This is a genomic window from Halogranum gelatinilyticum, from assembly GCF_900103715.1.
Lineage (GTDB): Archaea > Halobacteriota > Halobacteria > Halobacteriales > Haloferacaceae > Halogranum > Halogranum gelatinilyticum.
In genome coordinates this window covers 466346-486058 of sequence record NZ_FNHL01000001.1, presented here as the reverse complement: position 1 = coordinate 486058, position 19713 = coordinate 466346, and the positions used below count along the sequence as shown (strand labels likewise).

The following is a 19713-nucleotide window of genomic DNA, read 5'->3' as shown; positions in this document are numbered from 1 at the left end:
CGGTGGTGGCGACTAATCAACTGTGCGCTTGTCGGCCGCCGAGAGTGTCCGTACCGCGCGGCGGTCTGTCAGGGGAGAGTCAGCCGTCGCCCGGTTTGTGGCCGACGACCGCCTGCCGAGACGCCCCGGGAACGTCGCGGACGACGACGTCGGCCAGCCCAGCCGCCTCGAACCACTCGCGGACGGCTGTCTCAGCGTGGAGCGCGCCCTCACCGGTCGCGAGCGCGTCGACCGCGACGGCGATGGCATCGTCCGCGTTCGCGGACTCGTCCTCGCGCGCGAACACGTCGACGAAGACGAGCGTTCCTCCCGGTGCGAGCGTGTCGGCCGCGCTGGCGACGAGAGTGGCGGCCTCGCCGGGGTCGAACCGCCGAAGGGCGTCGACGCCGACCGCGAGGCCGAAGGAACCGTCGAGACCGGACAGCGACGGCAGTTCCGTCGTCGCGAGGTCGACAGCGGTCGGTTCGAGTAGCGGCGAGACGACATCGACGACGTCGGGGTCGTCGGCGAGCATCACCTCGTGGCCGCGGGCGACGAACTCACGCGCGTAGACGCCCGACCCACCGGCGACGTCGAGGGTGCGGGTCGCCTCGGGAGCCTCGCGGACGGCGGCGGTCACGCAAGCGCGGACGACTGTCTCGTCGGTGGCGGCTTGCGCGCCGAGTCGGTTGCGCGTCCAGTCGGCAGGTTTCGGAGGTTCCTCGCCCGAGGCCATCGTCTCCGGCAGCGCGGTCCAGAGGTCGAACACGTCCAGCGCGTGCGACAGGCGGCCGATGGAGCGGACGTCCCGCTTCGCGAGGAAGCCGAGCGTGCGGTTCGTGATCTCGTACTCCGAACCGACCTGCTTCAGAAAGCCCATCGCTTCGAGACCGTCGACGGTCACGCGGGCGGCGTGTTCGGTGACGCCCGCCGTCTCGGCGACCTCCTCGGGGGTGCCGGCACTCTCCAGCAGGGCGTCGAGGACACCGCTGCGTCGGGCGGCCCAGAGCAACACGAGTCCGTCGAGTGGGAGACCGCCGCGCTCTTGGGTAGGCATGGCTCAGCGGTCGGCCTGCGGGGAGAAAAGTGCCACAGTTCACGGGTCGTGCCGGACGCTGCACGGAGACGAGAGACCGAGCGACGTTACCAGGCGGACCAGGCGGAGGTGGACTTGTCGGTGCCGTAGAGACGCTTGACGTCCTTCGCGTAGACCATGTCGCCCTCGTGGTCGAGCTTGCCGTGACGGTAGCTCGGAGCGTCCTTGCGGACCTGGATGGCCTTCACGTAGAACTTCTCGTCGCCGAACTCCTCGGTCTCGCCGATGACGAACTCGTAGTCGCCGGGGACCTGCACCTTCAGACTCTTCGTGTGGTCCTTGGTTCCCTCCTTGGGGTTGACCGTGACGTTGACAGAGACGTTGTCGACGACGCGGGTCCAGATGGTGTCGATGTCTTCGATGTCGGCCTCGTCGGCACGCCGTTCTTCGCCGACTTCGAGCGACGTGATGCGCACCTGCATGATTGCCTCGGGCGTGTCGACGATGAACTCCTCACCGGCGGCGAGGGTCTCCTCTTGGGGGACGTCGACGGTCGTCCGGAAGGAGTCACCCTCCTGGGAGACGATGACCTCCGTCTCGACGGTCTTCTCGATGGTGACCTTCTCCTTGTGGACGTGGCTGCAGTCGGTACACCGGACGGTCACGTGACCGCCGGGTTTCAACACCTCGTGGACGGTCTCCTCGTAGGGAGAACACGACGGACAGGCGAGGGCGACGCGCTCGCCGGCGTCGGGACCTGGATGGCTCATGGACGTGCATATCCGGTCAGGCCGTAAAAAGCCGCTTCTTTGCGTGTCGGTGCGGTTCGGTGTGGCATACTGGCTTTGTAGGGGAGGTCAGGACTCCTCGGTAGCGGTATGCATCGGCTCCGACCGACTCGGTCTCGGTAGCGAGTCCGAGTCGCGGAGGGTCCGACCGTAGAGGAACAGCGGGAGACCGGCGACGAGGGCGACGACGAGGAAGAACAGGTGATACCCGACGGCGAAAATCGGTCCGAAGTCCCCGCCCTCGGCGATGCCGACGAGCGTTGCGAGGACGAAGGGGACCAGAATCGCTCCCGCGACACCTGCCCGTCTCCGCCCCGTCGTCGCCGCCCCGAGCGGTGTCGAGAGTGCCATCGCGTACGGGACGAGGAGTTGGAACGAGCGGGCGACAGTCGGCAGGTCAGACAGCGACCGCAGTGGGTTGGTGTGTAGTGGCCACACCTGCAGGACGACCGGGAACGCGACCGCGACGAGGGCAACGGCGATAGTGGTTCGGAAGTCGGCTGAGTTGGGGGTTCGGACGGTTCGAAGTGCTTCGATGAGGAGGCCAGTGACGAGGTAGACCGACGCGAACCCGAGCCACGTGTGGGGTTGGACAGGGAGCTGGTTGGGGAGGGCGACGGCACTCAGCGCGAGAACGGCCCCGATGGTGATGAGGAGGACCGACCGCTGTCGGGGAGTCATACTCGGAGCTTGAATGGGTGCTGTGAATACTTTGGGGCCCGAACCTACCGGGGTTGCTCGTTGTGCTTCTCGTCTTGTTGCGATTCTCGTTGGATTCGGATTCCTCGAAAGTCCACCCATCCGCGACAGCCACACCCTCCCCAACCGACTCCTTCGCTCCTTCCAGTCGCTCAGTCGTCCCTCGCACGAGTGTTTCGCGGCATGAAAGCCGCGCGAAGCCACGCGCCACACCAGAGGCTCAACGGTCGCACTCAGTCGGAAAAATCGCCATCGTTGTCGGTCCGGATTCAGGGCCGCGGCAGTTCGATTTCCTCTCCGTCTCGCGGTCTACGGCCGCTCGACAGTCGGGAGGTCTACGACCTCGCCGTCAGCATAGACCGTCGGGTCCGTCAGAATCCCGTCGAGATGCAGCGGGGCGTCCGTGTCGCCGCCGATACCGGCGTCGTCGCCGATGGCGATGTGGACCGTGCCCGCGGCCTTCTCGTCGAGCAGGACCGAGCCGACGAGTTCGTCGACGCCGACGTTCGTGCCGATGCCGAGTTCCGCGAGGTTGTAAGCGTCCTGTCCGACGTCTTCGGCGGCCGTCTCGACCTGTTTCCGGACTTCGTCGTCGCTAATTTCGGTGACGTAGCCGTCTTCGACCTCGAAGCGGAGCTCCTGTCCCTCGTCGAGGAGCCCGTAGGGCATCATCGTCCCGTCGACGACGTAGGTGCCGTTGACGTCTTCGGGACTCACGAACACCTCGCCGGCAGGGAGGTTCGAGAACTCGCCGGGGTCGTGGACCATCCCGGTGTCGGCGAACCACTCGCGGTCGCCCGGCGTGAAGGTGATGTCCGTACCCTTCGGTGTGGTGACGCGGATCTCCTCGGCCTCGTGGACCTGCTCGAGCACGTCGTCGCAGTGTTGGGCGATGGCACTGTAGTCGGCGTCGAGACCAACTACCATCACCTCCTCGGTGATGCCGGGCAGGGTCGCGCCGCGCGCACCGGCGTCGTTGGCCGCGCCGCGAGCGCGGGTGTGGCTCAGGCTCTTCGTCGTCGGGGCGAGAAAGACGTCGGCCTCAGCCATCGCGGCGGCGACGGGTGCGGGTGGCTCCTCGCCGTGCTGGCTGCCCGGCGGGTAGCAGAGGATGGCCGCGTCGGCCGTGATCTCGCTCGCCACCTCGTACAGTGCCTCGCCGATGGGCCGACGCTTGTCGTCGGTGACGACGACGCAGCTCTCGTCGGCCTGGAGGTTCATGCACTGGCGGATGGCGGTCTCGGCGGCGTCGCGGAGTGCCGCCTCGGAGTGGTCGCTCATACACGGCGAGTCGCGGGCGCGAGATTAGGGTGTTCCGCCTCGGTCGTCGCCTCGTCCGTCGCCCCCACCGCTCGGTCTCCGCCGACCGGAATGTGACGGCTGCGGCACCGTTACCCGGATTCGTAAAAATCCACGTCCGTTACTCGCCTCGGAGTTAATTTCTGGACCCTTATCTCCGGAATAACTATCTATCTCGATGGTCCAGAGACGGACGAAATGATCAAGGTCGGCGTAAACGGGTACGGGACCATCGGCAAACGCGTTGCGGACGCAGTTCGAGCACAACCCGACATGAAGCTGGTCGGGGTCGCCAAGACCCGACCGAACTACGAGGCCGAGGCCGCGGTACGGAAGGGATATCCGCTCTACGCGGCCATCCCCGACAAATCCGACGCCTTCCGTCAGGCCGGAATCGACCTCGCGGGCGAGGTCGACGACCTCGTCCTCCAGTCGGACGTCGTCGTCGACTGCACCCCCTCCGGCATCGGCGAGAAGAACCGCGAACTCTACGACCGCTACGACACCCGCGCGCTCTTTCAGGGCGGCGAGGACGCCGACGTGGTCGACGCGAGCTTCAACGCCCGCGCCAACTACGACAACGCCCGCCCCGACGACGTGCGGTTCGTCCGCGTCGTCTCCTGCAACACGACCGGTCTCTCTCGGCTGATGGCTCCCCTTCAGGAGACCTTCGGCGTCGAAAAGGCCCGGGTCACCCTCATCCGTCGCGGCGGCGACCCGGCCGACGCGACCCGCGGCCCCATCAACGACATCCTCCCCGACCCCGTCACCGTCCCCTCCCACCACGGTCCCGACGTCAACACCATCTTCCCGGATCTGGACATCGACACCGTCGGCGTCAAAGTGCCCGCGACGCTGATGCATCTCCACAGCGTCAACGTCACGCTCGAATCCGAGCCGACCACCGAGGAGGTCCGCGAGCTCCTCTCCGACGAGTCGCGGCTCTTCCTCGTCCCCGGCGTCGCCGGTATCGACGGCACGGGACAGCTGAAAGAGTTCGCGATGGACACCGGCCGTCCCCGCGGCGACCTCTGGGAGAACTGCATCTGGGGCGAGTCGATTTCGATGGAGGGCGACGACCTGTATCTCTTCCAGTCGATTCACCAGGAGTCCGACGTCATCCCCGAGAACGTCGACGCTATTCGAGCTGTCATGGACGCGGCCGACCAGCGCGAGAGCATGGAACGGACCGACGACAACCTCGGCGTCGGGCTGGAGAGCGTCTTCGGCGGCATCCGCAAGCGCATCACGCCGCGGGACGTCAACGCCGACGACTGAACTGTCCTTCCGGTCGCCGACTCGGCGACCGACTCAGCCGATCTTCTGGAAGTCGATGTCGCCCGTCTCCGTGTCGAGCGTCGCGACCGAGTAGTCGTCGTCCGCGCCCGAAATCGGCAGCCCGCCGGGGTTGACGTGGACCGTCCCGTCGCGCTCCTCGTGGACGCGCTGGTGGGTGTGGCCCCGGACGACGTAGTCGTAGTCGCCGCTGGCGACGAGCGCGTCGACGATGCCCTCGCTCGTCCCGTGGTAGACCGCGACGTCGACGCCGTCGAGTTCGAGCGCGCCGAACTCGCCGAGGTAGGTCCCGAAGTCGTCGACGACGTTCGCCAGTGCCCACTCGCCGTCGTTGTTACCGCGGGCAGCGTAGAACTCGAAGTCGGCGTCGAACGGCGTCGCCGAGAAGGGCGCGACGATGTCGCCGCAGTGGACGACGGCGTCGACGTCCTGTTCGGTGAAATAGTCGACTGCCGCATTGACGAGGTCGAGGTTGTCGTGGGTGTCCGAGCAGAGTCCGACGAGCATGGCTCGACCGTCGACCCCCGAACCAATCAACGCACCGGAAGCTTCGAGTCGTCGCCGCCTGCACGCCGAAGTATGCCAACCCCCCGCTCCGAACTGGAAGTCGCTGGCGGCCTCCTCCTCGTCGGCTGGTCGTGTTACGCGGCCCTCGAACAGCTGCTTCTCTCCCGGCCGATGGGCGGCTGGACGATACTCGGCGGTGAGTTACCCGGCGCGCTCGGGACATCACTGGCGTTCGCGCTCGGTACGTTCGTCGCTGCCAACGGGCTGTTCCGGGGAATCCGTGGCGCGGTGGAGGGCGAGTGACCGTGCAGCCGCCAGCTCACGACACCGAGGAGGGTTCGGCGGACGACAACGACGCGCAAACAGACACGTCGGGCGTCGACGACCCGTTGTCACCGGCTTTCGTCGCCGCCTGCGGTCTCTCGGTGATGGCCTTCGTGACGTTCGTCGCGCTGAATCAGCTACCGACCGCCACCTACGGCGACGGCGGCTTCGTCGCGTTCGTCCTCACGATTCCGTTCTTCTTCGGCGCGTACGTCGCAGCCCGCGGGTTCTTCGCGGGTGTGGAAAAGGAGACTGCAGCCGACGACTGACTGCTCGCTATCCTCAGTTCGACTGCAGCAGTTCGACGGCTGGCAGCGACTCACCTGTCATCGCGCGGATGTAGGCCCCGCCCGCGATGGAGACGTGCGAGAAGTCGTCCTCGCTCATGCCGTACATCTCGATGGCGCGGGAGGTGTCGCCGCCGCCGACGACGGAGAAGCAGTCGGTCTCGGCGATGGCTTCGAGCACGCCCACGGTGCCGACGGCGAACCGCTCGTCCTCGAACAGACCCAGCGCGCCCTTGACGAAGACGGCCTCGGAGTCGTGGATGTAGGGCGTGTAGGTCGCGACGGTGTCGCTGCCGACGTCGAGGTAGCCGGTATCCTTCTCGGTGATGTTGGCGACCGGAACCTCGGCGCGCTCGTCGTTGTCGTCCTCGTAGGCGAGGTCGGTCGCGAGGACGATCTGGTCACCCTTCTCGTCGAGAATGCTCCGGATGAGGTCCTCGTTCGCCTCCCACTGGTCGTCGAAGAGGTCCATGCCGCCGACGTCGTAGCCGACCTCGTGACCCGCAGCGCGGAGGAAGAGTTCGCCCGCAATGCCGCCGAGCAGGAACTGGTCGACCTTCTCGTCGAGTGCGTTCATCACGCCGATGACGTCGGTAGCCTTCGTGCCGCCGACGACCATCGTCACGTCGCCCTCGAACTCCTGGGTCGCGATGGAGGAGTTGGCCTCGTACTCCGACTCCATGACGCGGCCCGCATAGCTGGGAAGGACGAGCGGGAAGCCGACGAGCGAGGCGTGCTTGCGGTGGGCTGCCGAGTAGGCGTCGTTGACGTAGGCGTCGAACTCCTGCGAGAGAGTCTGCACGAACTCGGTCTCAGCTTTGACCTCCGGGTCTTCCTCGGGCAGTTCCTCGTCGAGCATCCGGGTGTTTTCGAGGAGGAGGACTTCACCTGCTTCCAGCCCGCGGATGGCCTCGATTGCCTCGTCGCCGTAGGTGTCGGCGACGAACTTGACATCCATTCCGATGTGGCCCGCGAGGATGTCGGCGTGCTGTTCGAGCGAGACGAAGTCGTCGCCGCCGGGACGGCCCTGGTGGGCCATCAGGACGACTCTGTCGCCGCGGTCGGCGAGTTCCTGCACCGTCGTCGCGTGGCGGTCGAACCGGCGGTTGTCCTGCACTTCGCCGTCCTCGACGGGGGAGTTGAGGTCGAGGCGGACGAGGACGCGCTGTCCGGCGTCGAGGTCGTCGAGCGTCTTGAACGTCATTACGCGATTTGACGAGAGCGACGCACTTAGTCGTGGCCGAAACGGGCGAGGACTATCTCACGGTGTCTCGAGAGCGATACCGTCGGCTCGGGGGTGGAAAAGCGGAAAAGTCGGGTGCGCGGATTACTCGGACTTGACGAACGACGCCATGTCGAGCATCCGGTTCGAGAAGCCGTACTCGTTGTCGTACCAGGTGAGGATCTTCGCCATCTCGCCGTCGTTGACGACGTTCGTCGACTGGAGGTCCACAGTGGACGAGAACGGCCAGCCGAGGATGTCCGAGGAGACGACCTCGTCGTCCGTGTAGCCGAGGACGCCGGCGAGTTCGTTGTCCGCGGCGTCGCGGAAGGCCTCGTTGATCTCTTCGGCACTCGGGTTGCCCTCGAGGTCGACGACGAGTTCCGTGATGGAGCCGTTCGGGACAGGAACACGGATCGCCATCCCGTCGAGCTTGCCGTCGAGCTGCGGGAGAATCTCGGTGGCGGCCTGTGCGGCACCGGTCGTCGTCGGGACGATGTTCTCGGCGGCGGCGCGGCCACGACGCTTCTTGCCCTTCGGGCCGTCGATGAGGTTCTGGCTGCCCGTGTAGGCGTGAACCGTCGTCAGCAGGCCGGAGTTGATGCCGAACTGCTCGTCGAGCACCTTCGCGACCGGTGTGACGCTGTTGGTCGTACAGGAGGCGTTGGAGACGACGTCCTCGCCGTCGTACTCGTCGTGGTTGACGCCGTAGACGAGCTGCTTGACGGGCTTGTCACCCTTCGGCGGGGCCGAGATGACGACCTTGTCCGCGCCGCCCTTCAGATGCTCGCTCGCGTCGTCGAACGTCCGGAAGATACCCGTACACTCCAGAGCGACGTCGACGTCGAGTTCGTCCCACGGCAGTTCGGCGGGACTCTGCTCGTTGAACAGCGGGACCGACGTGCCGCCGATAGTCAGATGTTCGTCTTCGAGTTCGACACCCGCGAGTTCGCCCATGACGGTGTCGTACTTCGCGAGATACTCCATGTCCTCGAAGTCCATCACGTCGTTGATGCCCGCGAGTTCGATGCGCGGGTCCTCGAGCACAGCACGGAAGACGTTGCGGCCGATGCGGCCGAAGCCGTTCAGTCCGACACGGACGACTTCGTCGTCGGCGACGTCGCCTGCGTCGAGGTACGATTTTTCACTCATATCCGAGTGATTTGCCTTCGAACTACTAAAATCCGCCCGTTTGCCGCGGTCGTCCGGCGGGGTTCTTCGGGAAATATCCACACAGAAGCCCTCTATAGTCGTCTTGAGGTGTCCGTCCCCCGTCCCACGCGCTGCTGTGGGTGTACGTCTGAAAGCTCCGTGACAAGAGTACACATTTCTCATGCTTCAGAAGGCTTTTGAGGACGAGTAGCATACCGTGGAGCATGGATAGAGACGACCGTGACGACCCGTTCGACAACATCTTCGACGAGATCGAACGGATGATGAGCGGCATGACCGGTGGCACGCGCGACCAGACCGGATTCGCCACCGAAACCCACGTCGACGTCTTCGACGAGGGTGACGTCATCCGACTCGTTGCGGACCTCCCCGGCGTCGACAAGGACGCAATCGAACTGAAGTGCGACGGCGAAGTGCTGACCATCAGCGCGGCCTCCGACCGCCGCGAGTACGACGAACGCATCCGGCTCCCGGCCCGCGTCGACGAACACTCCGCGAAGGCGTCGTTCAACAACGGCGTCCTGCAGGTGACACTCGACCGCATCGAGGACTCGGCCGCCATCGACGTCGAGTAATCCCTCGTTCTCCATCCGTTCTCACACCCGCGAGCGACTGCTCAAACTCAGCCCCACTCGACTCCACGCACGCCGAGCATCCACTCGTCCAGCGCGGCACGGTAGTCCGCTTTGTCGACACGGCTGTCGTCTTCGTCAACGGGTGCCGTCTCCAACAGCTCGCCCATCAGCCGTTCCGCGTCGCTTGCGACGTCGCCGTCGAGTTCTCTTTCGCCTCGTTTCGCCGCCACCAGTGTGTCGACCACGCCAGTGTCGCCGAGCACTGCGTCCGAGAGCACGCGCACGTCCGACTCGATGGTTCGTTCTTCGGCGACGTAGTGGGCGGCGAGCAGCCCCCGAACGCCGTACAGATACTCTTTCGCCGACGGTCTCTCGCTCACGGTCGACGCCGCCACCGACCGCTCGTACTGGTGGCGAGCCATCCCGACGTATTGACTCGGCACGTCCAGCGGCAGCCGTTCCTCGACGAGCGACCGGAGCGCGTCGAGGTCAGCGGGCTGTTCGTCGGCGACGACGAGACCGTCGAAGACGAGTTCGAGCGTGGTGAAGTTCGCCCGCGCGAGATGCGTCGCGAACGTCCGGAGTTCGTAGCTCACGACGTCGACGTCGGCGGCGGCCGTCGACGTCGCCGCTCGCTCGGGGTCGGCCGACAGCTGTTCGGCGGGTTGGTCGAGCAGCAGGTAGCGAGCCGCGTCGGCGACGTGAAAGCCACGGAGGTCGACGTCGCTGTCGTCGGCCGCGAAGCCATAGATATGGCTGCCAGCGACGGCGTAGAAGCCCGGCTCGCCCTCGTCACCGACGACGACGCTCGCCAGCCGAGCCAACTCGTCGCGGGACCAGCCACCGAGCTCGCTCATCACTCGCCCGTCCGCCGCCGAACCATCGCGGCCAGTTTGTCGTAGAAGCCGGGTTCGTACTTCGTCGCCGCGTCGATGGTCGGCCGGGCGTTCGTCTCGTTGACCACCAGCCTCTCTTCGGTCTCCAGGAGGTCGACACCGAGATACGGGATGTCGAGGACTTCCGCCGCGCGCTCGGCGAGTCGTCGGTGCTCGTCGGGCAGGTCGACGCCGACGGCCTCCGCGCCGCGGTGGACGTTGTGCTTCCACCGGCCTTCGGCGACGGCGTTCTCGGGCAACCGGCGTTCGACCGCGCCGACGAACTCGCCGTCGACGACCATCGCCCGGTAGTCGCGAGCGTCGGGGAGATACTCCTGTAAGAGATACGCGCGGTCGCCCGTCGCCCGGTAGTCGTGGACGAGGTTGAGGTAGTCGACAGTGCCGAGAAGCGAGTCGAGGTCCGTCGCCTTCGCGATGCCCGTTCCCCGAGTCGTCGAGTTGGGTTTGACGACGACAGGGGTGTCGGCACCGAGACCGCCAGGCTCGGTTAACTGCCCGACGGCGTCGACCAGTTCCGACTCGTCGACGGGGTTCGAGACCAGCGTCGTCTCGGGGACAGGAATCCCGGCCTGCGACAGAGCGGCGAGAACGCCCGCCTTGTTGCGGGAAGTGAGAATCGCCTCGCGGTCGTTCACCCACGGGACGTCGAGCAGCGTGTCGACGACGCCACCTTCCATCAGTCGGGAGGGGTAGACGAAGCCGACGTCGACGTCAGGGAGGTCGGGGTCGCCCGTCAGCGACAGCGTTCGCTCTTTGGCCTGGACGTGGACGACGTCGATGTCACGGTCGGCGAGCGGGTCGGCCATCCGCTCGAACGTCTCCGCGCGGGTGGTAACCGCGAGGCGTAGCATACGCTACGAGAGGAGTGGAGAGTGAAAAACGCGAGGGGTTCGTCTACCGGACGAGCAGCTCTTCGCCCTTCTCGACGACGATGCGACACGGCGGCGTCATCTTGTTGTAGGCGCGGCGGAAGGCGTCCTTGACGACTTCGGCGTCCTCGACGTTACAGTAGGCCGTGAAGACGGCGTCGTTGCGGTTGACACGGGCGGCCGTGCCGACCGGCTTCCCGAAGGCCTGACGCATCCCGTCGGAGACACGGTCCGCACCCGCACCGGTTGCCTGCTTGTTCTCACGCAGGACGTGGTGGGGGAACTTGCGGAGCACCATCTTGTAGTTCGGCTGGCCGACGTGCTTCAGGAGCAGGCGGTTGGCCGACAGACGTGCCGATTCGAGCGAGCCGTGGCGGATCTGCGCTTCTTCCTCGACGCGCAGGCTGATCTGCACCGGGTAGTCCTCGGGACCCGTCTGCAGGTTACCCATGTTGTGCTGGGCGATCTTCGAGCCGGGAATGCCCGTGATGTACTCCCGTCGCGTGTACGGACGGTTGTCGAACTGCCGGTACATGGAGGCAGGTTTGTCTGACATGGTTACTTGTTCGGGAAAACGCCGACTCCGTGAATAAAGCCTTCGATACAGTCCCCGCCGTCGTGCCCTGTGACGCCCTCTCACCCGTGTTTCGCGCCGATTCGCCCCGTCGGCTCGGCGGCAGCGACGAGCGTGTCACTCCGGTGACCCGCTCCGCACCGTCGCAGCCGCGTTTATCACTCCCGACCACCAAAGCCGACCGATGCTGCTCGTGCTGGAAAACGAGGTCGACCGCGACAAGCGGTACTTCGTCCCCGAAATCGTCCGCTACCTGCCCCAGCACCGCGTCCACGACGTGGCCCACGGTGACGTGCCGGACATCGAGGGGGTCGTCGGCGACGGTGGGGGAGACAGCGATGTCGACGGCGTGATTCTCAGCGGATCGACCGCAGGCGTCTACGAGTCCGCGGACTATCCGTGGATGGACGAGCTTCGAACACTGGTCCGCGACCTCGTCGCCCACGAGATCCCCACGCTCGGTGTCTGTTTCGGCCACCAACTCGTCAACGACGCGCTCGGCGGCTCGGTCGAACACCGCGGGCTGACGGCGGAACTCGTCGACGTCGACCTGGCCGACGACCCGCTGTTTGCGGGCGTCGGGTCGCGGATACCGATGGTCCACGGCGACCACGTCACGGCCCTCGGCGACGGGATGGAGTCCATCGCTGAGGCCGACTACTACCCCAACCTCGCGAGTCGCCACGAGGACGCGCCGCTCTGGACCGTCCAGTACCATCCCGAGTTCACCGACCGTCTCCTGCCAAACATCGCTCGCGACTTCGGCTGGCAGGGGGCCGAGGACTTCTCCGGCGTCTCCGTCGAGCGGACGTTCGCGAACTTCGCACGGTTGGCCGAGAAGAATTAGCCGTCCGAGCCGTCGGTCTCGCTATCGGCTTCTTTTGGCTCGTCACCGTCGGCGTCCTCGGATGCCTCGGGCGGCTCGACTTCCTCGCTCGCTTCGGTCGCCTCGGGCGGCTCACCCGTCGCGGGGTCGAGCGCGACGAACTCCAGGCCGTTCTCCTTCAGGAGGTCGGCCGCGCGGTCCGTGACCGACGGCGCGACCAACACCCCGCGGACTGCCACACTGTCCCCGAACTCCCGGTGCAATGCCTCGACGTACCGTTGGAGCTGACTCGCCGCCGACGGGCCGACCCGGCGACGTTTCAACTCGACGACCATCGGGACCCCCTCGGCGTCCTCGCCGTAGATGTCCATCGGCCCGGCCGTGCTCTCGCGTTCGGTCTCCAGCGGCGTGAAGCCCGACTCGACGAGCGAGGGGTCGTCGAGGATGTGCTCGCGGAGATCCTCTTCGCTGCCGTAGAGGTCGAGGTCGCGGCCGCCGGTCACGTCCAGCGCGGAGAACTGGTGGACCTGCTCGAAGTGGATGTCCAGCGTCTCGTCGGGCGTGGTTCGTGTCCCGCGCACGCGGAGGCGGCCGTCGCGGACGCTCGCGTGGTGCTCACAGCCCGGCGGCTGCCAGTTGACGGGCGTCCGCTTCTCGTCGGTGTGGACCAGCGTCGACCCGTCGGGCTTGAGGATGACGAGGCGGTTGCCCGGGCCGAGGGTGCTCGTCGCCCGCCCGTCGTAGTCGACGGTACACCGGCCGAACACCGTGATGAGGTCGCCGCGCTCGATGGCCGCCTCCAGCTCCCAGAGCGTCTCGCGGTGTGTCGGCCGGTGGAGGGTCGTCGTATGCATCGGTGCTGTCTGGCGGTTGGGTGCGGAGTCGTAAAAACCGCGCGCCCCGTCGACGGGATGGGGTCGCAAGTGGTGTGGTAGCGTTGCGCAATTTATCTTCTCTCCCCGCGTACTATCAGCTATGGAAGCAGACAGCTTCGCGGGGATTCAGGGCATCGAGATGGATACCGACGAGGTCGACGCGTTCCTTCGGAGTCAGGGGTTCGGCGTGCTCTCGCTCGCCCGCGACGGGGAGGCCTACGGCATCCCCATCTCGTTCGGCTACGACGGCACGCAGCTCTACTTCGTCCTCCTCCGGCCGGGCGCACGCAGTAAGAAAGAGGAGTTCGTCCGCGAGACCGACACGGCCAGCTTCCTCGTCTACGACGTCGGCGACAAACACGACTGGCAGAGCGTCGTCGTCACCGGCCGTCTGGAACCCGTCGGCGACGACGACTGGCCCGCGCTCCGCGACGCCATCGAGGAGAACGCGTGGTTCCCGAGTCTCTTCTCGGAGACCCAGCCGATGCAGGACATCCTCGGCTGGCGGCTCGTCGTCGACGAGATGACGGGCCAACGGAGCCACGACGCGCCGTAGCACACAGCCGAACCGCCCAACCGACCGGCTGGCTCGGCCAGTCGACGGCCGACAGCCGCCGCTGTGTCACGATTGAACAGGAGGTAAGAAAGCATATATTCGGTGGTAGTGTGTTACCATATGCCAGACTAAACAAACCAGACGGATAGTCTTTCCAAGATTCTACAGACAGATGAACAACAACAGATACATCGCCGAACGCCTGTCCCGTGCTGTCCGAGGACTGCTCCGTTCGGCACGGTTTCGGTCGGTACGCTCCTGCTCGGCACGGTTTCGGTCGGCACGCTTCCGTTCGGCACAGACTCGCGGGGTGCGACGATGAGCCAGTCGAGTGGACTGGTCGGCGCGGCCGAACGCGGATCGTTGCTACGGCGGCTCTTGCGGCCGTTGCTCGCGTTCGGCAGCGTCGTCGTCGCTGGCGTCGCCGGGTTCAGCCTGCTCGGCGGCGTCGGCGTCGTCGACGCGTTGTTTTGGCTCCTCGATCCGACGAGTATCGAACTCCACTTTCAGGAGCACGCCGGGCCAGCACGGCTCGTCAAGGCCTACGCCATCGTGGTATTGTCCGGCCTCGTCGTCGCGGGACTCTGGACCGGCGAGACGGTGTTCTCGGCGATGTTCGGCGGAAAACTCATGGAAGAAGTCACTCGAATGCAGACGAAACGACAGATCGACGAACAGGAGGACCACGTGGTCGTCTGTGGCTACGGGACGTTCGGCAAGACGATCGCGGCACGGCTCCGACGGACCGAGACACCGGTGGTCGTCATCGAACACGGCGACACCCAGTACCAGCGGGCGACCGAGGACGGACTGCTCGCGGTCCAGGGCGACGCGCGACGCGAAGAGACGCTCACGGAAGCGGGTATCGACCGCGCGGCCACGGTCGTCGGAGCCATCGACGACACGAACGCGAACGTGAAAATCGCCGTCACCGCGAGCCAACTCGCACCGACGCTCCACGTCGTCGTCCGCGCGGGCGACCAGATGGACGAAGCGGTCGCCAAGCGTGTCGGTGCCGACGAGGTCATCGTTCCCGAAGTCGTCAGTGCTGAACAGGTCTGCGAGGGGCTGTAGCGGCGACGCCGCTTGCGACTCCCAGCACAGTCACTCTATTTCGTCACCCGCTGGCTGCGTGTACCACCACGCCCAGAGGATCAAGACCGCCTGCAGCGGGAGCCGCGCCCACAGTGCCACGTCGGGGATGTCGTCGACCGCTTTCGGGAGCCTGCCCGCTCCGGGTTCACCGACCGCCATGTAGACGTTCGCCGGAAAGACGGCCAGAAGCAGGGCGATCAGTCCCCATGCGGACGGCCGACGTGTCCGCCGGAACCACACGCCGACACCGAGGACGATCTCGGCAATTCCGGAGAGATAGACGAGTTCGCGTGGCCGCGGGAGTTGCGGGGGGACGATCCGTTCGAACAGCGTCGGCGCAAGGAAGTGCGCCACGCCAGCGACGACGTAGACGAGTCCCATCAGATAACACAGCGGGCCTTTGAGGGTGGCGAGTGTGCCGTCGGTATCGGTCATCCCGTATGCAGTCGGACCGTGACGTCAAGAGCGTTGGTGCTGGCGAGGCGGGGTGGGAAAAACACGACAGGTGTGACGAGCGCGACAGGCGCGATGAATGCGACGGGCGCGACGGACGCGACGGGCGCGACGGACGCGACGGACGCGACGAGCCGAATGGGTAGGGAACTACAAGCCTGTAGAGAACTATCTTCCCTCATGGAGTCTGATACTGTCGACAAGCCCGACCGACTCGCCCGCCTCGTCGCCGCTGCCACACTCGCGCTCGTCGCCCTCGCCTCGTTCCGGACGGGGCGGCGACTCGTCGGCACGGTCGCCGCCGTCGGTGCGGTCGGCGTCGGCTACGGTGCAGTGGCCACCTCAACAGAGGCGAGTGAAACGACTGAGCCGACCGAAGCAGGTGAGCCGGATGAGTCGGAGACGACAGAGACGAGCCAGCCGACGGCTGACGCCCGCGCGGCGACCGCCGGAGAGACGAGCTGTGCGGCCTGTAGTGAACCCATCGTCGTCGGGCAGTCCCGGCGTCCGAACGCCGAGAACCGCACCGTCCACGAGCACTGCCTGTAGTCGTCGGCGACTCCGGCCGTCCGGACCGGAGCCGGTTCGACGCGCTCACTTAAGCCTCTCCTCGTCGTACGACTGTCGTGTATTCCAACCGTTTCCTGACCCTGTTCGTGGTGAGTCTCGTCCTCCTCGCTGGCTGTGCCGGTGGCGGAGACGTCGCCCCGGAAGCCGAGAGCGAGGGCACCACAGCCGACGGAGACGGTGCGAGCGGTGGCTCGGCTGCGGGTGGCGGAGGGAGTGCCGCGAGCACCGACGACGAGTTCGAGTTGAACGACCCCGAGGCGTTGCTCCGGGAGGCAGGCAGTTTCACCGTCACGTGGTCCTACACCGGCGTCGACGCGGACGGCGTCGAGACGCAGGTCACGCAGACCTTCTACGCCGACTTGGATGCCGAGCGGTCCTACAGCCGCATCACGTCGACGACCGACGGCCAACCGGACGGCGGCACCGTCGAGCAGTTCGTCGCCGACGGCGTCACGTACATCCGGTCGGGCACCGACGAGTCGGCGTCGTACACCTCGTACGAGGGGTCGGTCGGGGTGCTCGCCACGGCCATCGCGTTCTCACAGGCCCGTGCGTACGGAGCCGACGACGATCTGACCTTCGTCGGAAGCGAAACCTTCGACGGCACCTCCGTCGACCGGTACGAATTGTCGGCCGCGAACGAGGCGTTGATCCTGGCCGGGTCGGCCGCTGCCCCGAACTCGCCCGGCGAACTGGACGTGACGAACTTCGAGTACGCCGTCCTCGTCGACGAGGACGGACTCTCGCGCTACGAATCGTGGTCGTTCGCCGGACGGATGGACGACGGCACCGAAGTGCAGGGGTCGTGGGAATACTCGCTGACGGCCGTCGGCTCGACGACCGTCGACGACCCCGACTGGCTGGACGAAGCGACGGCGTAAGCAGTCGACTACTCAGTCCCTGGATTTTCTCGAAATCGAATCGACTGGCGTTCGGCCACCAGCACGACGGTGCGTACTCGTGTCGTATCGTCTCGTGTCGTTGTGTCGTCTCGCGTCGTCTCGTGTCGTTGTGTCGTCTCGCGTCGTCTTGCGTCGTAATTCACCTAAAAACCGGATATTCAGAGGGTGGTTCACCGCTGGTTCCGTACCGGGACGGGGGCCGGGGTACTGGCAGATGAGTCGCTGTCGGGATTATCTGCACTCAGGGTCGTTGTCCACGAAGTGCGGCGCGTTGATGCGGCCGACACAGTTGTACCCCTTGTCTGCACTCTCTGGAATACTGATCTTGAGGTCCGGGATGTGGTTGTGCAGATGTCTCGGCTCGTCGGTGCATGGCGGTTTGACCCACCACTTCGAACTGGTCTTGTCACCGGCCTTGTTCGAGCCTTCGGAACTGATTTTGTACTTGTCGCCCTCACAGGCCGGGTGGTCCGGGTTGTCGTTCTCGTGGGCGGCGACGACTCCGACGCCACCGAGACTGGCGAACAGGAGGGTTGCCACGACAGCGAACGTGAACAGTCGGCGCAGATTCATTGTTGAGTTGCTCCACCTGCTACTTGCGCCATGATTGTGGTTAGTTACAACCGTGGTAATCTACCTGTGAAATGTACCGACAGGACAGTTCAAACGGTAACGACGGATCGACTGAGATAAGAACGGAGACATCGGTCCGTTCAGCACAGTTCAACTGTTCACAGGCGGCTGTTTCGACCGTCTGCGCCACGATTTGGAGTCGTCCCGTGGCAATCTATCGCGCGGTTGCAGACCCCAACAGACTCTGCTTAGCAGACGATTTCCGTCGTTCTGGCGGTTCGAGAATCGAGACACTGCACACAGTTCGGTCGTGCTCGAAAACCTCCGATTTTTGGTATCACGAGAGAGCCGCGCTCTCTCGAACCCATCGCTCCCGCAGACGCGAAAGAGATGTTCCTCGCACAACGGCGTGACGAGGATGCAGAAACAACGCTACAGGGCTATCACTACCGTCTCAGGCCGTTCGAGAATGGTGCGTTGACTGAAGATGGCTCATTCTGCCAAATCGCAGATTGTGTTTATATACTTCTATAGCAATTAATCATTAGGTTTGTGATGGCCATACCTCCTGGAGAGGGCGTTTGTGGCAGACCTCGATGGCTGACGAACCAGTACAAGACCATGGAAAAAGTACCACGAGTAAATCGGCGAAACGTATTGAAAACCCTCGGAACAGGTGTCGCAGGAGCCGTCCTCTTCAGTGGTGCTGCAAGCGCGGGCCGAGGCCGAGGCCGAGGGTTCGGGAATGGCAACGGCATCGGGGCGTTCTTGAACGACAAAGCCCAATTCAAGAAACCCCCAATCTGGAGTGGCGGTATCTCTGACCAGACGGGGAAGGGAACAGTCGAGGTGGAAGTCGGCACGATCACCTCGATCGATCTTCCGGGAGCACCTCCGGGTCAGGTGGGGCCCTTTGCGTTCTCCCCTCGTGTAGTCAAGGTCTCACCTGGGACGAAGGTGAAATGGGTCTGGACTGGTGAACCGTGGCCATCCAATCCGTTTGGATTCCCCGTGGACGCGCCATGGCCGCACGATGTCGCATCCCTCGAAAAAGATGGAGGTACCCACAAGTTCGCCAGCGAGATGTTCCTGGCAGGCGATGACAAATCGTACGAATTTACCTTCGAAGAGGTGGGAACGAACCTCTACTACTGCTCCCCGCACGGCTACCCGTTCCGCGATGAGAGTGGGTTCGATTACAACCTCCTTGGGATGCGCGGAGCAGTGTTGGTGACCGACGACTAAGCGTTGATTCGGAACTAACGCGAGTGAATTAGGGATGAAAGCTAATCGGCCGAAGGGGGGCCAAATCGCTGTAATGCGGTGTCTTCCCTCGAGCGAGGTTCAGGGCAAAAAGGGATGCCGCCTCCCGAATTGTGAACATCGCCGAGACGGTCGCCTCGCTTCGCTCGGCACTGCGACTCGTCTGATTCAAATCCGCTCTCGTCGTATCGTCCCGGCCGGCGGCTCACTCGCTCCGCTCGTTCACGTAGTCGGCCGTAGAATGATGCCGCCTCCCGGATTTGAACCGGGGACAGCTCGATCTTCAGTCGAGTGCTCTCCCAGTCTGAGCTAAGGCGGCTTACACCCAAACCGATGCCGGACTGTTGGAAAAGGATTTCGGAATTGAACCGCCGCGCCTTATGCGACTTTTCGGCGTTCGCTGAACGTCTGTTCGCCGCCGTCCCACGTGATGGTGGTCGTGACGGTGATGTAGCCGTCGTTGTTCTGTACCTTCGCGGCTTCGAGATACCCCAGTTTGACACGCTTCGTCCGGGTCTTGCTCTCGCCAGCGTCGACTTCCGTGAAGGACTCCGTTCCCGTCCAGAGCTGGTCGCCGTCGGCGGAGATGACCGTCTCGACCTCGACGTTCGTCGCCGTGTCGTCCATCTGGTTCGTCGCCGCCACGGTCACGTCACGGCAGGTCGTCCCGCACTCTTCGATGTTCTGGACGACGAAGGAGAAGCTCGGCGTGTCGCTCCCGCTGTCGGCTGTACTGTTGTCCGTCTCGCTGCTGGACCCCGTGTCACCCGTGGAGCTGCCGTCCGAAGCCGTGTCGCCGGTGTCACTGGTGCCGCCGGTATCGCCGCCGACACTGCCGTTGGAAGTCGGACTAGAGATGATGTCGATCGGGTTGACGCCGAGGGCGAACGCGCCCGCGAGCCCGCCGGTGACGACGAGCAAGACGACACCGAAGACGGCTGTCTTGCTCGTCATCTGTCTCCTTCCGTTGCCCGAAGATGCCTCTCCCAACTATCCATACCCGGATTCGGGTCTGTCGGAGTAAATGTCTGATGGCCACGAGAGTCCGGATGGCCCTGATGGCCTCGATGGCCGCT

Annotated in this window: 24 protein-coding genes and 1 tRNA gene; 10 read left to right on the top strand and 15 right to left on the bottom strand. The window is 65.0% G+C overall.

Annotated elements, in window-relative coordinates; genetic code table 11:
* Window positions 1-79: 79 nt before the first annotated feature.
* The 4 genes from BLR57_RS02495 to BLR57_RS02480 all read right to left on the bottom strand — a co-directional run bounded on the left by BLR57_RS02495 (window position 80) and on the right by BLR57_RS02480 (window position 3783).
* Window positions 80-1036 carry a methyltransferase domain-containing protein gene (locus BLR57_RS02495; protein WP_089693814.1) on the bottom strand — a complete coding sequence of 319 codons (957 nt, stop codon included), beginning with the start codon at window positions 1034-1036 and terminating at the stop codon, window positions 80-82.
* An 86-nt stretch (window positions 1037-1122) separates the two neighbouring features.
* Entirely contained in the window at window positions 1123-1785 is a 663-nt protein-coding gene (locus tag BLR57_RS02490; RefSeq protein ID WP_089693812.1) for an HVO_0476 family zinc finger protein, read from the bottom strand.
* An 87-nt stretch (window positions 1786-1872) separates the two neighbouring features.
* A complete protein-coding gene (locus BLR57_RS02485) occupies window positions 1873-2484 on the bottom strand; it encodes a hypothetical protein (RefSeq protein WP_089693810.1) in 612 nt (203 codons plus the stop codon).
* Window positions 2485-2811: 327 nt separating this feature from the next.
* Window positions 2812-3783, bottom strand: a complete 972-nt coding sequence (locus tag BLR57_RS02480; protein WP_089693808.1) for an aminopeptidase — start codon at window positions 3781-3783, stop codon at window positions 2812-2814.
* A 216-nt stretch (window positions 3784-3999) separates the two neighbouring features.
* Between BLR57_RS02480 and BLR57_RS02475 the strand changes: the two genes are divergently transcribed.
* A complete protein-coding gene (locus BLR57_RS02475; RefSeq protein WP_089693806.1) occupies window positions 4000-5079 on the top strand; it encodes a type II glyceraldehyde-3-phosphate dehydrogenase in 1080 nt (359 codons plus the stop codon).
* A 33-nt stretch (window positions 5080-5112) separates the two neighbouring features.
* Here the strand turns inward: BLR57_RS02475 and BLR57_RS02470 are convergent, their stop codons facing one another.
* The gene (locus BLR57_RS02470) at window positions 5113-5604 is read right to left on the bottom strand and encodes a metallophosphoesterase (RefSeq protein ID WP_089693804.1); all 492 of its coding nucleotides are present in this window, start codon (window positions 5602-5604) and stop codon (window positions 5113-5115) included.
* A 72-nt stretch (window positions 5605-5676) separates the two neighbouring features.
* Here BLR57_RS02470 and BLR57_RS02465 point away from each other — a divergent pair, with 72 nt between their 5' ends.
* Entirely contained in the window at window positions 5677-5907 is a 231-nt protein-coding gene (locus tag BLR57_RS02465; protein ID WP_089693802.1) for a hypothetical protein, read from the top strand.
* A gap of 2 nt (window positions 5908-5909) precedes the next feature.
* A complete protein-coding gene (locus tag BLR57_RS02460) occupies window positions 5910-6197 on the top strand; it encodes a hypothetical protein (protein WP_139173268.1) in 288 nt (95 codons plus the stop codon).
* A gap of 13 nt (window positions 6198-6210) precedes the next feature.
* Here BLR57_RS02460 and BLR57_RS02455 read toward each other — a convergent pair whose 3' ends face one another.
* Both BLR57_RS02455 and gap read right to left on the bottom strand, forming a co-directional pair.
* Window positions 6211-7419, bottom strand: a complete 1209-nt coding sequence (locus BLR57_RS02455; protein WP_089693798.1) for a phosphoglycerate kinase — start codon at window positions 7417-7419, stop codon at window positions 6211-6213.
* A 123-nt stretch (window positions 7420-7542) separates the two neighbouring features.
* Window positions 7543-8589 (bottom strand): type I glyceraldehyde-3-phosphate dehydrogenase, encoded by a 1047-nt coding sequence (gene gap, locus BLR57_RS02450; protein ID WP_089693795.1) that lies wholly within the window; start codon window positions 8587-8589, stop codon window positions 7543-7545.
* Between the two features lie 224 nt (window positions 8590-8813).
* Here gap and BLR57_RS02445 point away from each other — a divergent pair, with 224 nt between their 5' ends.
* Window positions 8814-9185 (top strand): Hsp20/alpha crystallin family protein, encoded by a 372-nt coding sequence (locus tag BLR57_RS02445; protein ID WP_089693793.1) that lies wholly within the window; start codon window positions 8814-8816, stop codon window positions 9183-9185.
* A gap of 47 nt (window positions 9186-9232) precedes the next feature.
* Here the strand turns inward: BLR57_RS02445 and BLR57_RS02440 are convergent, their stop codons facing one another.
* The 3 genes from BLR57_RS02440 to BLR57_RS02430 are packed head-to-tail and all read right to left on the bottom strand — an operon-like array spanning window position 9233 to window position 11506.
* Window positions 9233-10042 (bottom strand): nucleotidyltransferase domain-containing protein, encoded by an 810-nt coding sequence (locus BLR57_RS02440; protein ID WP_139173267.1) that lies wholly within the window; start codon window positions 10040-10042, stop codon window positions 9233-9235.
* Complete coding sequence (locus BLR57_RS02435; RefSeq protein ID WP_089693789.1) at window positions 10042-10932, bottom strand: ATP-grasp domain-containing protein; 891 nt, start codon at window positions 10930-10932, stop codon at window positions 10042-10044. The genes BLR57_RS02440 and BLR57_RS02435 overlap by 1 nt, the downstream gene beginning before the upstream one ends.
* A 43-nt stretch (window positions 10933-10975) precedes the next feature.
* Entirely contained in the window at window positions 10976-11506 is a 531-nt protein-coding gene (locus BLR57_RS02430; protein ID WP_089693787.1) for a 50S ribosomal protein L16, read from the bottom strand.
* A 202-nt stretch (window positions 11507-11708) separates the two neighbouring features.
* Between BLR57_RS02430 and BLR57_RS02425 the strand changes: the two genes are divergently transcribed.
* Window positions 11709-12371, top strand: coding sequence for a type 1 glutamine amidotransferase (locus BLR57_RS02425; protein WP_089693785.1), 663 nt, complete (start codon window positions 11709-11711; stop codon window positions 12369-12371).
* Here BLR57_RS02425 and nucS read toward each other — a convergent pair.
* On the bottom strand, window positions 12368-13204 hold the full coding sequence (nucS, locus tag BLR57_RS02420) for an endonuclease NucS (protein WP_089693784.1): 837 nt from the start codon (window positions 13202-13204) through the stop codon (window positions 12368-12370). The genes BLR57_RS02425 and nucS overlap by 4 nt on opposite strands.
* 121 nt (window positions 13205-13325) lie before the next feature.
* Here nucS and BLR57_RS02415 point away from each other — a divergent pair, with 121 nt between their 5' ends.
* Together BLR57_RS02415 and BLR57_RS02410 are read left to right on the top strand one after the other, a co-directional pair.
* A complete protein-coding gene (locus BLR57_RS02415) occupies window positions 13326-13781 on the top strand; it encodes a pyridoxamine 5'-phosphate oxidase family protein (protein WP_089693783.1) in 456 nt (151 codons plus the stop codon).
* 318 nt (window positions 13782-14099) lie between these two features.
* Window positions 14100-14855 (top strand): potassium channel family protein, encoded by a 756-nt coding sequence (locus tag BLR57_RS02410; RefSeq protein ID WP_089693781.1) that lies wholly within the window; start codon window positions 14100-14102, stop codon window positions 14853-14855.
* A 30-nt stretch (window positions 14856-14885) separates the two neighbouring features.
* On the opposite strand, the gene BLR57_RS02405 is transcribed toward BLR57_RS02410, so the two are convergent.
* Window positions 14886-15311 (bottom strand): DoxX family protein, encoded by a 426-nt coding sequence (locus BLR57_RS02405; protein ID WP_089693779.1) that lies wholly within the window; start codon window positions 15309-15311, stop codon window positions 14886-14888.
* Window positions 15312-15509: 198 nt separating this feature from the next.
* On the opposite strand from BLR57_RS02405, the gene BLR57_RS19200 reads away from it, so the two are divergent.
* Together BLR57_RS19200 and BLR57_RS02395 are read left to right on the top strand one after the other, a co-directional pair.
* Entirely contained in the window at window positions 15510-15878 is a 369-nt protein-coding gene (locus BLR57_RS19200) for a Trp biosynthesis-associated membrane protein (protein ID WP_089693776.1), read from the top strand.
* Window positions 15879-15955: 77 nt separating this feature from the next.
* On the top strand, window positions 15956-16780 hold the full coding sequence (locus BLR57_RS02395; RefSeq protein WP_089693774.1) for a DUF7537 family lipoprotein: 825 nt from the start codon (window positions 15956-15958) through the stop codon (window positions 16778-16780).
* A 252-nt stretch (window positions 16781-17032) separates the two neighbouring features.
* Here BLR57_RS02395 and BLR57_RS02390 read toward each other — a convergent pair whose 3' ends face one another.
* Window positions 17033-17374: a hypothetical protein gene (locus BLR57_RS02390; RefSeq protein ID WP_089693772.1), complete on the bottom strand. Its 342-nt coding sequence runs from the start codon at window positions 17372-17374 to the stop codon at window positions 17033-17035.
* Window positions 17375-18142: 768 nt separating this feature from the next.
* On the opposite strand from BLR57_RS02390, the gene BLR57_RS02385 reads away from it, so the two are divergent.
* On the top strand, window positions 18143-18619 hold the full coding sequence (locus BLR57_RS02385; protein ID WP_170830538.1) for a plastocyanin/azurin family copper-binding protein: 477 nt from the start codon (window positions 18143-18145) through the stop codon (window positions 18617-18619).
* Between the two features lie 263 nt (window positions 18620-18882).
* Here the strand turns inward: BLR57_RS02385 and BLR57_RS02380 are convergent.
* Both BLR57_RS02380 and BLR57_RS02375 read right to left on the bottom strand, forming a co-directional pair.
* Window positions 18883-18956 (bottom strand) — tRNA-Phe (locus tag BLR57_RS02380).
* A 59-nt stretch (window positions 18957-19015) separates the two neighbouring features.
* A complete protein-coding gene (locus BLR57_RS02375; protein ID WP_089693768.1) occupies window positions 19016-19591 on the bottom strand; it encodes a hypothetical protein in 576 nt (191 codons plus the stop codon).
* Window positions 19592-19713 lie beyond the last annotated feature (122 nt).